At 43.5% G+C, this 16,393-nt stretch carries 11 protein-coding genes; 2 read left to right on the forward strand and 9 right to left on the reverse strand.

What is annotated here, in order from left to right; all coding sequences use genetic code 11:
• Nucleotides 1–31 precede the first annotated feature (31 nt).
• Entirely contained in the window at nt 32–1,072 is a 1,041-nt protein-coding gene (gene pheS, locus ACLOAU_RS04980; RefSeq protein ID WP_427860747.1) for a phenylalanine--tRNA ligase subunit alpha, read from the forward strand.
• Nucleotides 1,073–1,173: 101 nt separating this feature from the next.
• On the opposite strand, the gene ACLOAU_RS04985 is transcribed toward pheS, so the two are convergent.
• The 5 genes from ACLOAU_RS04985 to ACLOAU_RS05005 all read right to left on the reverse strand — a co-directional run bounded on the left by ACLOAU_RS04985 (nt 1,174) and on the right by ACLOAU_RS05005 (nt 8,841).
• A complete protein-coding gene (locus ACLOAU_RS04985; protein WP_427860748.1) occupies nt 1,174–2,883 on the reverse strand; it encodes a RagB/SusD family nutrient uptake outer membrane protein in 1,710 nt (569 codons plus the stop codon).
• Nucleotides 2,884–2,907: 24 nt separating this feature from the next.
• On the reverse strand, nt 2,908–6,459 hold the full coding sequence (locus tag ACLOAU_RS04990; RefSeq protein WP_427860749.1) for a SusC/RagA family TonB-linked outer membrane protein: 3,552 nt from the start codon (nt 6,457–6,459) through the stop codon (nt 2,908–2,910).
• Between the two features lie 97 nt (nt 6,460–6,556).
• Nucleotides 6,557–7,636, reverse strand: a complete 1,080-nt coding sequence (locus ACLOAU_RS04995) for a FecR family protein (protein WP_427860750.1) — start codon at nt 7,634–7,636, stop codon at nt 6,557–6,559.
• Nucleotides 7,637–7,691: 55 nt separating this feature from the next.
• Complete coding sequence (locus ACLOAU_RS05000) at nt 7,692–8,327, reverse strand: RNA polymerase sigma-70 factor (RefSeq protein WP_427860751.1); 636 nt, start codon at nt 8,325–8,327, stop codon at nt 7,692–7,694.
• A 64-nt stretch (nt 8,328–8,391) separates the two neighbouring features.
• Nucleotides 8,392–8,841, reverse strand: a complete 450-nt coding sequence (locus ACLOAU_RS05005; protein ID WP_427860752.1) for an SRPBCC family protein — start codon at nt 8,839–8,841, stop codon at nt 8,392–8,394.
• A 117-nt stretch (nt 8,842–8,958) separates the two neighbouring features.
• Here ACLOAU_RS05005 and ACLOAU_RS05010 point away from each other — a divergent pair, with 117 nt between their 5' ends.
• Nucleotides 8,959–9,516, forward strand: coding sequence for a PhnA domain-containing protein (locus tag ACLOAU_RS05010; protein WP_427860753.1), 558 nt, complete (start codon nt 8,959–8,961; stop codon nt 9,514–9,516).
• A gap of 76 nt (nt 9,517–9,592) precedes the next feature.
• Here ACLOAU_RS05010 and bglX read toward each other — a convergent pair whose 3' ends face one another.
• Genes bglX through ACLOAU_RS05030 form a run of 4 tightly spaced genes read right to left on the reverse strand, consistent with a single transcriptional unit; the run spans nt 9,593 to nt 16,377 of the window.
• Nucleotides 9,593–11,875 carry a beta-glucosidase BglX gene (gene bglX, locus ACLOAU_RS05015; protein WP_427860754.1) on the reverse strand — a complete coding sequence of 761 codons (2,283 nt, stop codon included), beginning with the start codon at nt 11,873–11,875 and terminating at the stop codon, nt 9,593–9,595.
• Between the two features lie 41 nt (nt 11,876–11,916).
• Entirely contained in the window at nt 11,917–13,758 is a 1,842-nt protein-coding gene (locus tag ACLOAU_RS05020; protein WP_427860755.1) for a family 43 glycosylhydrolase, read from the reverse strand.
• Between the two features lie 5 nt (nt 13,759–13,763).
• A complete protein-coding gene (locus ACLOAU_RS05025) occupies nt 13,764–15,035 on the reverse strand; it encodes a glucoamylase family protein (RefSeq protein WP_427860756.1) in 1,272 nt (423 codons plus the stop codon).
• Nucleotides 15,019–16,377: a glucoamylase family protein gene (locus ACLOAU_RS05030; RefSeq protein WP_427860757.1), complete on the reverse strand. Its 1,359-nt coding sequence runs from the start codon at nt 16,375–16,377 to the stop codon at nt 15,019–15,021. The genes ACLOAU_RS05025 and ACLOAU_RS05030 overlap by 17 nt, the downstream gene beginning before the upstream one ends.
• Nucleotides 16,378–16,393 lie beyond the last annotated feature (16 nt).

The following is a 16,393-nucleotide window of genomic DNA, read 5'->3' on the forward strand; positions in this document are numbered from 1 at the left end:
TCCATTCTACATTGCTTTATCTTTGCAGACTATGCAGGATTTGTTACAAAAAATAGCCGCATATAAAAGCGAAATTGAAGCTTTTACTGCTGCGGATGATAAACAGGTTGAAGAGTTTCGTATTAAGTGGCTGGGGACCAAGGGTTTGGTTAAGGGAACCATGGGTGAGATGAAAAACGTACCCAATGAGCAAAAACGTGAAGCAGGACAGATCCTGAATGAATTTAAACAGTTTGCCGAAGCAAAATTTGAAACACTGAAAGAAGCTTATTCGGGCGCTGAGCACCAGGCTGCTTCAATTGATTTAAGCCTTCCGGGTGACGAAACGCCGTTAGGCAGCCGACATCCTATTTCGTTAATGCGCAACCGGATTATTTCTATCTTCCAGAGACTGGGCTTTGCGGTTGCTGAAGGTCCTGAAATAGAAGACGACTGGCATAATTTTACTGCCCTGAATATGCCGGAACATCACCCGGCACGCGATATGCAGGATACTTTTTACGTAAATGCGGGAGAGAACAGCGCTGTAGACTGGCTGCTGCGTACACATACCAGCAATACACAGATCAGGGAAATGGAGAAGGGTAAATTGCCCATTCGCGTGATTTGCCCGGGTAGGGTATACCGTAATGAAACCATCAGCGCCAGAAGCCATTGTTTCTTTCACCAGGTAGAAGGATTATATATCGACGAGAATGTGTCTTTTGCTGATTTAAAGCAAACATTATACTTCTTTGTAAAAGAAATGTACGGGCAGGATGTGCGGGTACGTTTCCGTCCCTCTTATTTTCCTTTTACAGAGCCCAGCGCCGAGATGGATGTGAGCTGCTTTATCTGTGGTGGTACCGGTTGTAATATTTGTAAAAAAACAGGTTGGGTAGAGATCCTGGGCTGCGGTATGATACATCCCAATGTTTTACAGAATTGCGGTATTAACCCTGAGAAATATACGGGCTTTGCATTTGGCATGGGTGTAGAACGTCCTGCAATGCTGAAGTACGGTATTAACGATATACGCCTGTTCAGTGAGAATGATGTGCGGTTCTTGAAGCAATTTACCAGCGCCACTTAACGTGCATTTAATCATTTACCACATTAGAGGCAAATTAGTTATATAAAAAATTCCCATCTGTTTTTATGCAGATGGGAATTTTCTTTTAGAGGGCAGAATGGTTATTGATTTTGAACCAATGTGCCTTGAGCACGGTCTATTTGCTCTTGCGGCAGTGGTAAATAATTATTTTTATCCGTATAAGTGATCGTGCGCGATGCGGCTACATATTTTTTCTCGAACTCCATAAATGGTTCTAACACCGACTTCGCTGCTCCCCAGCGTACCAGGTCAAAAAACCGGTGACCTTCCAATGCCAGCTCCAGCCTTCTTTCAAACCGAACCGCATTACGGGCGTAGGCCTGGTTGGGAAAAGAAGTATAGGGCTTTACCATATATTGCGCTGCTGTAGCACCCGAGCTTGCTTTCACCGCTGGTAAATTGGCTGCTCGCAACCTCACCGCGTTCACCATATTCATAGCCAGCGGAAGCGCGTTAGTTTCAACCGCACATTCGGCGGCCATCAGGTACACATCAGAGAGGCGAATGATGTTTACATTTTGCGCTGTGATATTACTGGTGCCCGGAGAAACATTGCCATCCATATCGGCTACGTTGATCATTTGTTTAACCCCTACAAAGGGACCACTAAAAGCCTGGTCACGAATCCAGGAGCTTTGCAATACACCCCAATCGCGGTAATTCACATCCCGCCTGCCCACAGTATAATCCAGGCGGGGATCGAAGGCAAAAGTGGTATTTACTTTATAGTTATCTTTTTCAGCCCCTGTTAAACCTTGGTCTGATACATAAGGATTATTCCTGTAGCTACCATCTAAAAACGGAAGACCATTAGCATCAACTTTAAAGGAATTTACCAGGTCTACTGTAGGCTGGAAAAAACCACAGCAGTTAATAGGTCCGCCGTAGAGTCCACCTAGCATATCGCCTACATTTCCATTGTCTCCACTTCCATCGGGGTTAATTATACTTTGTGAAACCAGTATGCCTTCAGGTCCGTTTTTTGTTTTGATATTAAAATTGGCGTCAAATGCAAGCGTACTTAAGGCCGGCTTATTGTTGATCACATCCTGGAATAAGGGTAACGCTTCGGCATATTTTTTTTGATAGAGATAAAGCTTTCCCAAATAAGCCTGCGCTGCCCGTTTATCTCCCCGGCCCACATCGCCCAATGGCTTATCTACAGGCAGGTTATCGATAGCCGCTTTGAAGTCGGCTTCGATCATAGGGAATACATCTTTATCATTTTTTACTTTTGCAGCCTCCTGTGTACTCATGGTTTCATCTACATAGGGAATGTCCCTGAACACTCTTGCCAGGAAAAAGTAATAGTGACCGCGCAGCAGCCTGGCTTCCCCTGTAATTTCCTTCGCCCTTTGGTCACTCAGTTTGTCGCCACTTCCTTCCTGCACGGCTTTCAACAGGCTCAGCGTAAGATTGCAGCGGCCAATGCCTTCGTAATAAACGCGCCACATGGTAGGTAAGTTATCATTCGACGGATCGACACGATGCAGCTCTATATCGTTCATGGGAGATTGATCGAGCGAGTTACTTCCCTTGTGCGCATTATCAGATCCTACTTCTCCAAATAACCACTGACTTGGCGAACTGGAATAATTACCCCAGGTTCCGCTTATGTTTCCGTTCATGATGCCGTAAGCCCCTATGAGTGCGGATTCTACTCCTTTGGCGCCTTTTAGTTGTTCTTCTGAAAGGATCGCCTGAGGCTTCTGTTCCAAAAAGCCTTTTCCACAGGAATACACAATAAATAGCAGGCCGAGAATAAAAATAGATTTATATAAATTTTTCATCGTTATATATTTTTAGATCGAGGTTTAGAATGTAACATTTAAGCCTACCAGGAACTGGCGCGACATAGGATACATACCCATATCTACACCTGGCGCCGCCCAGGCACCTGTACTGCCGGGTGAAGAAGTAACTTCCGGATCTAAACCTGTGTACTTAGTAACTGTAAATAAATTAGTGCCGCTTACATACAGCCTGCAGTTTTTCACTTTATCCTGCAGGGCGCCTTTGAATTTAAAATTGTAGCCTATTTGCAACAGTTTCAACTTCAGATAACTTCCATCCTGTACAAAATAGCTGTTGGAAAGCATCTCAATGGCCGGGCGATCTCTGTAAGGTGCAGGTATATTACTACCGGTATTGGTGGGGCTCCACGCATCGAGCATTCTATCACTCACAGATCCGTCAAACAAGCTAAGGTCGGTGTACAGCCGCGTCATGTCAAACAGGTCATTACCCTGTGATCCGTTAAAGAATAACGAAACATCAAAATTATAATAACGGGCATTCAGGTTAAAACCATAAATAAAGTCGGGGTGTGGATTTCCAATATATGTACGGTCATCATCATTAATAATGCCATCAGGAGTGCCATTGGGCCCTGATACATCGGCATACCTGAAGCCTCCTAAATGCGCGCCTGGCTGGGTAGCGGCACCGGCAATTTCTTCGGCTGACTTGAAGATTCCTTCTACTTTATATCCATAAAAGGCACCGAAGGGAAGGCCCGCCTGTAGTACAGAAGGCTGCACTGACCGGTTGCTTAACAGGAAGGTTCTTTTCACTCCATCGGCCAGTTTTGTTAACTCATTAATGTTCCTGGACAAATTAACCCCAACGTCTAACGAAAACGGGTTAACAGGTGCAAGGCTTGAATAGTGATAGTTCAATGCTATTTCAAAACCTTTATTAGTCATGTTTCCCAGGTTCACAAACGGTGACTGTCCGCCTCCGATTGCCTGTGCCGGTAAATTCAAAACATATAAAAGGTCTTTGGTCTTTTTATTGTAGACATCGAATGAACCGCCTAACTTATTATTGAATAAGGTAAAATCGATCCCCAGGTTTACAGACTGTGCCTGCTCCCATTTCACATCTTTATTATCGTAATTGGCAATCCAAACACCACTGGATAAACTTCCGTTGATGGGGTAAAACGAATTATTCAGCGAAGCCTGTAATCTTTTCAGGTATTCAAAGTCACGAATGGACTGGTTTCCCGTAACGCCATAACCTGCGCGAAGCTTCAGATCATTTAACCAGGTCACACTTTTAAAAAACTCTTCGTTAGAAAGTCGCCATGCTACGCTGGCTGCCGGGAAATTACCATACTGGTTATTAGAGCCAAACCTGGAAGAGCCATCGCGGCGTAGTGTAGCAGAGATCAGATATTTATCCATCAGGCTATAGTCTACCCTACCCAATATAGAGAAAAGAGAGCTAGGCTGTATAATATCATTGCCTGCAACCGGCGACGAGTTAGCCGTATTCATGTAATAGTAGTTCATATCGCCCATGAGATAAAACCCATTGGCGGAACCTCTTAAAATCCGGCCGTTTGCCTTAATGGCTTCTGTACCCGCCAGAATGGTAAGTTCATGATTTTCATTGAACTGTTTTTTATAGGTTAATGTATTAGACCATGTCCAATCGGTACCCCAGCCCATATTTTCACTAAAAGAGTGGTTATCATAGCTGCCTTCTGCACGCTCGGGATTAGGATAAGTTACTGAAACACCATTCCATGTTTCATATCTTACACCATAAGTGGTTCTTAAATTAAGTCCTTCCAGGATCTTAAGATCGGCAAAGGCACTTCCGAAAAACTGGTTGCTGGTATTTAAATTATCTTTTCCACGTACCAGCACTGCTAAAGGATTTTCTGCATTTCCCAGCAGGTTGCCCCTGCTACCTGCAAAATTGCCCATAATATCATATACAGGTATAATGGTTTGAATGCGATAGGCCCAGCCTATAGGAGATCCTTCACCCATATAGCTGCCCGGCGTATTTACATTGGTTGCAAAGCCAACACCCTGGGTTCTCGAATACTGCATATTTTCGCCCAATTGCAGCCTGTCATTTAATAAAGTAAAATTGGTGTTAGCTCTTATTGTGTAACGTTTAAAGCCGGTATGTCTTACAATACCATCCTGGTTAAGATAGCCCCCGCTTACTGCATAGTTAGATTTTTCTGATCCCCCACTCACCGTAAGCTGGTAGTTTTGCATGGGCGCATTTTGAGTAATGGTTCTGAACCAGTCGGTGCCTTGCTGATTGGCTTTTGTGATCTGGTAAAAAGTGCTTTGACTGGTCGTATATTTATAAAGCGATGGATTTACCATGGCTGCTGTAATCTTTTGTCCATTGGTAGCACCGGCCAATAAATATTCCGGTAATTTTGGCTGGTTGGCATTAGTTCCGTAGTAATCTGTCTGGGTCGGATCCAGTCCTGCGTTTCTATAGCCGGTAAACAAATAATCAGCAAATTGCTGTGGCGTTAAATAGGTAGGAAACCGGCTGCGATTGGGGTTCTGGCTGCCGTAATAAATATCCAGGTTAACCTGTGGTTTTCCCGACCGTCCCTTTTTCGTAGTAATAATCACCACACCATTATTGGCTCTCGAACCATATATAGAAGCAGCAGAGGCATCCTTTAACACCTGCATACTTTCTATATCATTGGAGCTCAACCAGCTTAATTTTCCCTGGTAAGGCATTCCATCTATTATAAACAGGGGATCATTATTATTAATAGTGCTAAAACCACGAATACGAATTTGCGGTGTGGCACCCGGCGATCCATCGTTTACAATTTGTACACCGGCGGCTTTACCCTGAAGAGCTTCCAGTGGACTTGCAGCAGGCTGCGCTTTAAGTTCCTTCATATCAACCACTGCCACCGAACCTGTCAAATCTTTTTTCCGTTGGGTTCCGTACCCGATTACGATCACTTCATTTAAACTGGATACGGAAGTTTCGAGCGCTACATTAATCTCGGTTTGTGTACCAACAATTATGTCCTGCTGCTGAAAGCCCACAGCACTCACAACCAATACAGCGCCATCGCCCACGGTAATTTTATATTGCCCGTTATCGTTTGTAACAACGCCATTGCTGGCTCCCTTTTCGGTAACCGACGCACCTGGTATAGGATCTCCTTTTGTATCAGTCACCCTACCTGTAACTTCTATTTGTCTCTTTTCTTCATCTATTGTAGAAACGATCGCTATAAGGTTTCTATTAAGCTTTTTATAGGCGAGGTTGTTTCCCTCCAAAAGCTTATTTAATACCTCAGTGAGAGAAGCCTCCTTCGCTTTAAAGTCTAACTGGGCTTTTAACCCGCTTAAATCGTAATTGTAAATAAACCGGTAACGCGTGCTTTTTTCTATGGCCGTGAGCACGGTTTTAACATCAGTGTTTTTTAAGTTTAGAGAAATACCCTGACCCGAGGCATTGCCGGCCTGTACCTGGAAAGCAGTAAACAACACAATTGCAATAGCAAGCTTCATAACAAGCAAGGTTTTGAGCAGCGCCCCTGAAGGGAATAGAAACCCCTTCAGTACGTTTTTTTTCATACTTTTGATTTTAGAGTTAAACAATAGGAATTCCTCCGGTAAAGTGGTATTCCGTTTATCTTGTAGCCGGTGGATGTTGCAGCATTCTCCGGTTTTTTTATTTAGCTATCGTTACAGTTTTATCTCTTATGGCAAATTTAAAATTAGCTATTTGTTGCAGGGCTTTTAAGGCTTCCCCAATCGTTTCATCTTCAAATGCCCCGCGCAGCCGGTAATTGGCCACTTCGGCATTTTCAAATTCTATTTGTACGTCAAACCAGCGTTCCATTTTTACCGCCAGTTCTTTAAATGTATCTCCATCAAACAATAACCTGTTGTGAATCCATGCAGTTTCCACAATCGAGGAATCGTTGCTTTCGTTTATTGAAATTTTTGAGACCAGGTATTGGGGCTCTTTTTCTTTAACCATAGGCAGATGATCCGGCGACCCGATGACCTTTCCGATCAATTTATTGAATACCAGCTTTTCATTAGGACTGAGTATTATTTTGGGTATACACTCCTTCTGTTTGGTTACCTGTATGGAGCCATGGATCAGGGTTGCTTCAATAGTAGCTTCTTCCTTATATGACTTTACATTAAACGCAGTACCCAATACCCGTATGTCAATGTCTGAAGTATGCACAATAAAAGGACGGTCTTTGTTTTTGGCAACATCGAAAAAAGCCTCGCCATCCAGATACACTTCCCTCAGCGCTCCATTAAACTCTTTATCAAAATTCAATCTTGTATCCGCATTCAACCAAACCTTTGTACCATCGGGTAAAATAATTTTTGATTTTGTTCCCCGGGTAGTTACAATATCGTTCTTGGCGCCATCTCCATTTTGTGGCTGGTGTTGGTTAAACATAAGCCCGGCTACAACTACAACGCCAATAAGAATGGCGGCAGCTGCCCATTTCAACCCAACCCGGCTGTACTTTCTTCTTGCATTTTGATGCCGGGATAATGCAACGACAGGTGTTTCAGCTTTATTCAGTATCCGTTCAAAATGAGCATTATCCGAAATATTGAAAAAATCCTGTGCGGGCATATTATGCCAGTACAACTGAACCGACTCTATCACATAATGATCCTGAGGGTTATCCCTGACCCATTCCTCCAACTCTTTCAGCTCCCCGGGCGTAGCCTCCCCTGATAATTTGCGGGATAGTAGTATGGCCAGTTTTTCCTTCATATAGCTGCTCTATTATAATAGACAGGCAAAAGAAAAGATGACCCTAAAAAAAATTTTATTTTTTTTGAAACCTTGAAGGGAAATGATCAAAATATTTGCCAACGGCGTCTCCGATACGCTTCACTGCAATCACCATTTGAGCATCTATGGTTTTTTCCGAAACACCCAGCACTTCTGCAGCTTCCTTATATTTCAAACCATCTTCGCGAACCAGCTTAAAAATTATTTTGCACCTGGGAGGGAGCTCATCCACCGCCTTTTTGATCTTTGTAAAAATTTCAGATGATATCAACCGCTGGTCCGGGCGATCTTCGTCCATTAGCTCAATATTGATAAAATCGAAGGCTTGCAGATGCATTTCCCGGCTTTTATGAGACAGGAAATTCAGTGCAGTATTCTTAATAGCCGTATATAGGTAAGTTGTAATATTGGCAACCTGTACCAGTTGCTCTTTGTGTTTCCATATTTTAATGAACACTTCATCCATGATCTCTACAGAAGCTTCTTTATTCTTTGTAATAGAGAAGGCAAAGGCGGTTAAACGGGCGGCATAGGCATTGAACATCTCCCTGAAGGCATCTTCATTGCCAGCGGCAATCAGGTGCTTCCACTTCTCAGTAAAAACGTTATCGGGCAATATATCTTCGTGCATCATGCAAGCAAGCGTCAAAACAAATATAAGTAATTCCATTCTACAAGCATACACTATGCCAGTCGCTCATTTATCGCAAAGCTCAAAATCCAAGCGCCATCCTTTACTTTTTAATGAACTTATCACCCACGAGGTTGAGCTCTATGCCATACTCCAGGTAGGCTTTCAAACCATCTAATACAGTGGTAAAACCACCCGTATTATTCATCACTGCGGCAATCAGCTCTTCTCCGGAAAGATTAAAGCCGTAATTTTTTATTACCACATAAGTGGTGTCGCCTGTTAACGCATTGAACTCATAATCAACAGTAGTTGCGGGATCTCCCCACTCAGTTGAAATCAATTGATCGGGTATGATTTTTTTTGTTGTGACATTACTGGACACTTTATACATCTCCCATTCCCAGGTAACCGTTTTCCCTTCCTGTAAAGGCCCGCTGGATTTAGTAAACCAGAATTTTGTAGTTATCACCGGATCGATAAATGCATTAAAAACAATTTCCACCGGCTTACGTATTAGCATTTGGGCTTCAATAATCACATCACTTGTCATAGTCGTTAATTAAAAAATTGATCCTGATTAATCTTTATTACCGAAGTAAGTTACCATCATTTATTTAACGCAGCAACTACATTAATATTACTTTTGCGGCATTTTAAAAGAAGCATTATGTCAATCAACACAAAACTAGCAGAGCGAAGTGGCGGAACCTGCGAACTTTGCTCGGCCTTACCAGCAACACATGATTATACGCTAAGTCCTAAAGATGATTCTTCAGCTGACAACCAGGTGGCGCTTTGCGACAGTTGCCTCGAGGCCATTAAAAATGAAGATAAAAGCGAATACTGGAGATGCCTGGAAGGAAGTATCTGGAATACAGAACCTGCTGTACAGGCGCTAAGCTACCGGCTGTTGTACACCTGCAAGGAAAATGATTGGGCCAACGATGTTATACAGTCTGTTGAGTTAGACGAAGCGGTTACCCAATGGGCGCTAAGTATATTTGAAGTAGCCGAGGTACATAAAGACGCCTTTGGCAACACCCTTGAGAGCGGGGACACTGTAACACTTACCCAGGGACTGAATGTTAAAGGCACCAGCTTTACCGCAGCTAAAGGAACAGTGGTGAAAAGAATAAGGCTGGTACCCGATAACGTCGGGCAAATTGAAGGAAAGATCAATGACCAGACTATCGTTATTCTCACCAAATATGTGAAGAAAGGTTAGAACGATATATTATCGAATGAAACAGGCCATGGTTTAAACCGTGGCCTGTTTCATTCGACGACCTAATTCTTACCTCTTACTTCGTCCAGTTTATTTTTTGCATTTTAACATCTCGGGAATTGCTACCAATCATTATTTCAAATTCACCCGGCTCCCAATCATGCTTCAGGTTACTGTTGTAGAATTTTAGATCCTCAGGTGTAATATTGAATGTAACTGTTTTTGATTCTCCGGCTTTAACGGCTATCTTCTGAAACCCTTTCAGCTCCTTCACAGGCCGGGTTACACTACCTGCCACATCCCTGATATATAGCTGAACCACTTCCTGACCATCATACTTACCGGTATTAGTTAAGGTAACGCTGGCTTTTAACGTTTGATTGCCTTTTAACGCGGTGCTGCTCAATTGTACATCGCTGTAGTTAAACGAACTATAACTCAAACCGTATCCAAAAGGGTACAAAGGGTCATTACTTACATCAATATAATTGCTTCTGAATTTTTGAAACCATTTACCCTCTGCCAATGGACGACCCGTATTTTTATGGGCATAGTAAAGCGGGATCTGCCCCACATTCTGCGGGAAGCTCATGGTTAATTTACCGGAAGGGTTTACATCACCAAACAACACATCGGCGATAGCGCTACCGGCCTCGCTTCCACCGAACCAAACATTCAGAATAGCCGGTACATTTTTATCTTCCCAGCCTAATGTAAGCGGTCGGCCTGCAAATAATACCAATACTACAGGTTTACCGGTAGCCAATAATTGCTTCAGAAGCTTTTGCTGGGTTTCAGGAATGTCAATACCAGAGCGGCTACTGGCTTCCCCGCTAAATTCAGCTGACTCACCCATAGCCGCAACAATCACATCCGATTTAGCAGCTATATCCAAAGCCTCTTTAGCCAGCTCTTCCTCACTGCGTTTGTCGCGGTTTAAACCTTTGCCAAACATGGTAGCCCGCTCTTCTAACACGGCATCTGCGGTAAGGTTACTGCCTTTTGCATAAAGCACTTCAGCATTATTACCTAATACCTGCTTTAATCCTGCTAAAACCGATACCGACTTATCTTGTTTCGTAGCTACACTCCAGGTACCTGCCATATTATTGGCAGCATCTGCCAATGGTCCGATCAAAGCAATCTTTCCCGACTTCTTTAACGGCAATGTATTTCCCTGGTTCTTCAACAACACAAAGCTTTGCGCAGCTATCTGCCTGGCCACTTTCCGGTTGGCGTCGGTAAAGATTTCATTTTTAGCACGTGCTTCATCGCAGTATTTATAAGGATCCTTAAATAAACCCAGCTTGTACTTTGCTTCCAGCATACGGCGGCAAGCCAGGTCAATTTCAGCTACGGTCACCTTCTTCTCTCCAAGAGATTTTTTCAGCGTCTTTAAGAACCCTTCGCCCACCATATCCATATCTACCCCAGCCTTTAAGGCGAGAGCCGACACGGTTTGCAAATCACCCATACCGTGGTCCACCATTTCGTTAATTCCTGTATAGTCCGTTACCACAAAGCCCTTAAAGCCCCACTGTTTACGCAACACATCAGTCAATAACCATTTATTACCCGTTGCAGGAATGCCGTCTATTTCATTAAAAGAAGCCATTACACTTCCTACTCCTGCGTCAACAGCTGCTTTGTAAGGCGGGAAATATTCATTGTACATCCTGATGCGGCTCATATCCACGGTGTTATAATCCCTGCCCGCTTCACCGGCACCATACAAGGCATAATGCTTTACGCAAGCCAGTATATTGCTGTTCAATCTTAAATCGCCCTGGTAGCCCTTCACCATTGCCTTTGCAATTTGTGATCCTAAATAAGGATCTTCGCCATTACCTTCTGAAACCCTTCCCCAGCGCGGATCGCGGGAAATGTCTACCATGGGACTAAACGTCCAGCCAATCCCATCGGCGCTGGCCTCAACAGCAGCAATGCGGGCCGATTGCTCAACGGCCTTCATATCCCAGGTGCAGGACAAACCTAATGGAATAGGAAAAGTGGTTTCGTAACCATGAATGACGTCCATCCCAAACAGCATGGGAATTTTCATGCGGCTTTCTTCTACCGCTACTTTTTGTATGGCTTTGATCTTTTCAACACCCTTAATATTGAAGAGTCCGCCCACCAGGCCTTTTTTTACATTTACACCTATATCTGAATTGGTAGCTGTACCCGTTGTAAATTCGCCGGCACTGGGTAAATTCAACTGACCAATTTTCTCGTCCAGCGTCATTTTATTCAGCAACCCCGTGACGAAACTGTTCATGGCAGCATCACTACTTTGAGCGTATCCCGCGCTCACCAGTACAAAAAGAAAAACAACAGATAACAAAGCGTTCTTTACCATATAGCAAATTTTAATTTATATATATCCGCTGATGCATTACATCAGTCTACTTTAACAACTTTACTTCTCTCGCTCACCCCGTTTTCATTAACTGATTGAATGCAGTAATAATAGGGTTTCTGAGAATCCATTGCCTTCATCCAGTATTCATTGTTACTATGCACCATAATGCTGGTATATAATTTGTCCGGATGTGTACCATAAAAAATATTATAGGCAAATGCATTATCTACCGGGTTCCATTTTATAAATGCACTACGCTTATCCTTTTCAGTTCTGAGTACAATAAAATCTTTTACCGTATCGGGCTTAGGGCCATTTCCGTTACCAAATATCCTGAAACCGCTTAACGCAAATTTACCGGTTGGCATGTGTACATTTTCCAGTTTAATAAAACGCGCCTGTACCGGTTGGTTTAGCTGAACATACTCATGAGGGATGTCTGTTTTATTGAAACTCTTATCAACTAACGGGAGCCATTTCTTTCCATCTAATGAATAATACAATTTATACTGGTGATATTGATTGGTAAACTTGCCCAACCTATCGTCAGCCACGTCCTGGTCTGCATAATTAATTTGTATTGCATTTACAGTAGAAATATTTCCAAGGTCTGTTTGAAACCATTCTCCTTTATCGCTCGTTTTGGCACTCCAGTAAGTTTTCATCAGCTCATCTACGGCATTATTAAGAACATAGCTTCCTAATGTAGAAGATGCCTGTACCGGTTTATTATAGTTAAGCAGCATCCATCCCGTAAAATAGGGCGACAGTCCATTAGCCCCGTAACCTTCTTTGATAGTTCCTGATGGGATATAATGCGGATAGTCGCCAAAAGTAGTATTACACCACATCGTACCATCGGCATCAAAACCGGTAGGCCAGATACCCAGGCGCCGTTCAAAAGTATTTTTTACAGAAAGCACCGTAGTGGACACATGCCAGAAGCGGTTATAGTTATCTTCAAAGGTAGCGCCATGACCGGCGCCACGCACATAGCCTCCCAGTTTTATGCTTAAGGGATCAGACTGCGCTTCAAAAGGACCAAGTGGACCTGATCCGATCAACAAGCCGTCAGCATAGCCACTGAACTCGGTACCAGGCGCGCCATATTGTAAATAGTATTTCCCCTTATACTTTGTCATATGGCTACCCTCTATAAACGGATCTAAAAACGTATTGTCCATATGCTCGCCAAAACGTTGCCAGCCAAATCTCCAGGGCTCCAGCAAATACATTTCCTTGCGTGTGCCCTGTGGTTCCATCGTTTTCCGATCCAACTCTACTCCATACATCGGAAACTTATTACTGCTGCCGTTGTACATGTATAACTTCTGATCATCATCTGTGAAGAAAGAAGGATCCCATCCGCCGATATCAAAAGAATCCACCAGGGGCTTCCATTCGTTGGCCTTGGGATTGGTGCTCATCCAAATGGTAAAGTTTCGGGAATAAGTGGAACCAAACACCAGCATGGTATCTCCGATAATGCCCACAGCTGGCGCGCACAACTCATCATATACACCTGCATTCCAGGGCCGCAAAAATTTTTTAGATATAAATTTCCAGTTCAACATATCACTGCTCCACCAATACCCCCACTGATTGGTGCTGAACAAATAATAATCGCCCTTGTAATTAACGATCACCGGATCAGCCGTTGCCCGGTGACGTCCCCAGGTGCTGAAATTGGGTATCGGCGTATAGCCATAATCAATATTGATTGGATTACAATAGGTGTTAGCCTTAGTTTCTTTTGTAGGTTGTGACCTGGTTGTGAGAAACAAAAATGATGATACTAACAACCACATCATACGAAGTCCGCCCCACTGGCGAACGGATGTCAAGAATTTGTAGCTATATGTTCTTAAAGCTGGTATCATAATAATTATTTTATTAACCAGGGACTTTCAAAGCCCAGTTTCAATAAACCATTTTTAATATCGGGATCCTTCATAAACAGGTTCCAAAGAAAACCGGTCCTGTAATTTTCTATCATTAAAACGGTAATGCCCTGGTTAATAGCCAGGTAAGAATCGGCATACCAGTTATGTGTTTGATTAAAGCTATCGGTAAAGCCGTATTCCCCGAAAATTTTATCGCCTAACTCCTCATAAAAATAGCGTAGTGCTGCCATTGACTCTTTGGGTGTATAAGGCATGCTGGCCAATGCTGCTGAGCAACAGATGGTACCATTTTCTTTTAACGGGGATTGTTCATAGTACCGTTTTTTATAATCACAGGCAGACAATCCCCAGCTTTCTTTACCATATCCTTTAAAACCTGACGGATTGTCTACGCAATACCTGTAGTTGATCTTTACATGTACCAGGTTCTGTTTGCCATAATCTGCAAAGTGGTCTTTTAATCCCCGGGGATCTAACCCCGCAAATCCAAAATGTGCAAAGAATAAAGGACCGCCGAAATCGGGGCCCAGAGGAAGCTTCATATGATAAAAGACCTTACCATTTTTCATATCGCCGTTTCGGGCCCAACCATTGTCATATACATTTTTAGAGATCGCATGTTGAGGAGATGCCGCTGCGAGTATATAGGTAATCAGCGCTTCATTGTATCCCTCAATCTTCAGGTTCATCTTCCATTGATGATCGGGACTCCAATGCCAGTACAATACATTTTCCCCTCTTGTAAACCACTCCCAGTTCACCTGTTCCCAGAGCCGGGTAATTTCTTCACGTATCCATTTTTCTTCTTCGTTTCTTTTGCTGAAATACTGGCGTGCTGCTAAAAGCCCCTGGAATAAAAAAGATGTCTCGACCAGATCTGCTCCATTATCTTTTTTACTAAAGGGAACCGTTTTGCCGGTGTTGCCATCGATCCAATGGGCAAAAGCGCCGTGGTATTGATCTGCACCGGATAAAAAAGAAAGGATCTTCCTTATGCGGACAACCGCCTCAACTCTCGTGATCCATTTCCGTTCTGCTGCAACTATAATCGCCATCACACCAAACCCAGAACCACCAGTAGTGACTATGTTTTGAAATGTATCGCGATTGCGTTCGCGCGCCATACCTGAATTGGGCTCCGCAAAATCCCAGAAATACCGGAACGTGCGTTGCTGCACCAACTCCAGCAGCGCTTCATCGCTGAGTCGCTCCGGTTTGCTTTTTTGTACTTTATTTTTACTGATAATACTCACTTGTAAAACCCAGCTTTTTTAATCCGTTCTTTACTTCGGGACAACTCATAAAAAGATTCCAAAGCAAGCCCGTTCTGTAATTTTCTATCATTACAACAATCGGGCCCTGGTCTATGGCCAGGTGCGACTGCGCGTACCAGTTTTGCGTTTTGTTGAAAGCATCTGTAAAGCCATAGGGGCTCCATATTTTATCGCCGAGATCTACATAAAAATGTCTTAGCGCTTTCATCGACTGCGCCGGCGTATAGGGAAATGCAGAGAGCGCTCCCGTAGGCGTTATGGTTCCATGATCGTTTGTTGGAGAATGCGCATCGTACCCGTTATAGGTATCGCTGGCCGTAAGTCCCCAGCAGTTTTCACCATACCCTTTAAAAGCTTTGGGATTGTCTACGCAATAGCTGTAGTTGATCAAAGTATGATTTTGATTCTGCTCCCAATAATCGGCATAACGGTCTTTTAACCCTTTGGGAGAAAGCCCCAGGAAGGAATAATGCGAAAAAAATAAGGGGCCACCATAATCAAAGCCTAAAGGCAGGGTATAATTATAAAACTTCCGCTTATTAATAAAAAAATCGCTCTGCGCCCATCCCCTGTGGTATATAGAAGCCGGCACCTGGTACTTTTCGTTTGAGGCAGATGCGGCCAATACGTACATGATCAGGCATTCATTGAATCCGCGCACCGGGAAGTCCATCGCCCAGCCATTATTGGGGCTCCAGTGCCAATACAGTACATTTTGACCGCCATTGGTAAACCAGTTCCATTCTATATCATTCCAAAGCCAGTTAATCCGGTTGCGCAAATCGCGCTCCACATCGCTGTTCCCGTTAAAGTATTGCCTGGCCGTTAATAGTCCCTGGAATAAAAAAGATGATTCAACCAAATCGGCGCCATCATCTTTCCTGCTAAAGGGAATCGTTTTACCGGTTGCTCCGTCCAGCCAATGGGGGAATACCCCATGATAGGCATCTGCTTTGGAAAGAAACTTCACAATCTTCAAAATAAACCGGGCGGCAGTATCCCGCTCAATCCATCCCCTGTTTACACCCACGATCAGGGCCATAATGCCAAAACCCGTTCCCCCGGTAGTAGTCACTTCAGAACCATAATTAAAAGAAATATTACTACGCTCACGCGCCAGCCCGCTTACCGGGTGCGCAAAGTCCCAGAAATAACGCAGGGTTTGTTTTTGTACAAGGTCGACCAATGCAGAGTCGGAAATATTTTTGTCGATTTTAATGGTATAGGGTATCCCTGCCGGTTTTAAAGCAACTGTTTTTTGAGCGGCCGCTGTTAAAAAGGAAAAAAATAATCCGCAGAGAAGGATTGCTTTTGTTTTCATTAAAAGATTTTTTGTT

Origin of the sequence: Paraniabella aurantiaca (assembly GCF_050309965.1) — a bacterium.
GTDB lineage: Bacteria > Bacteroidota > Bacteroidia > Chitinophagales > Chitinophagaceae > Niabella.

Bases quoted from the DNA above. Each gene is read 5' to 3' on its own strand.
- pheS (WP_427860747.1), top strand. From the start codon at position 32: ATGCAGGATTTGTTACAAAAAATAGCCGCATATAAAAGCGAAATTGAA.
- ACLOAU_RS04985 (WP_427860748.1), bottom strand. From the start codon at position 2,883: ATGAAAAATTTATATAAATCTATTTTTATTCTCGGCCTGCTATTTATT.
- ACLOAU_RS04990 (WP_427860749.1), bottom strand. From the start codon at position 6,459: ATGAAAAAAAACGTACTGAAGGGGTTTCTATTCCCTTCAGGGGCGCTG.
- ACLOAU_RS04995 (WP_427860750.1), bottom strand. From the start codon at position 7,636: ATGAAGGAAAAACTGGCCATACTACTATCCCGCAAATTATCAGGGGAG.
- ACLOAU_RS05000 (WP_427860751.1), bottom strand. From the start codon at position 8,327: ATGGAATTACTTATATTTGTTTTGACGCTTGCTTGCATGATGCACGAA.
- ACLOAU_RS05005 (WP_427860752.1), bottom strand. From the start codon at position 8,841: ATGACAAGTGATGTGATTATTGAAGCCCAAATGCTAATACGTAAGCCG.
- ACLOAU_RS05010 (WP_427860753.1), top strand. From the start codon at position 8,959: ATGTCAATCAACACAAAACTAGCAGAGCGAAGTGGCGGAACCTGCGAA.
- bglX (WP_427860754.1), bottom strand. From the start codon at position 11,875: ATGGTAAAGAACGCTTTGTTATCTGTTGTTTTTCTTTTTGTACTGGTG.
- ACLOAU_RS05020 (WP_427860755.1), bottom strand. From the start codon at position 13,758: ATGATACCAGCTTTAAGAACATATAGCTACAAATTCTTGACATCCGTT.
- ACLOAU_RS05030 (WP_427860757.1), bottom strand. From the start codon at position 16,377: ATGAAAACAAAAGCAATCCTTCTCTGCGGATTATTTTTTTCCTTTTTA.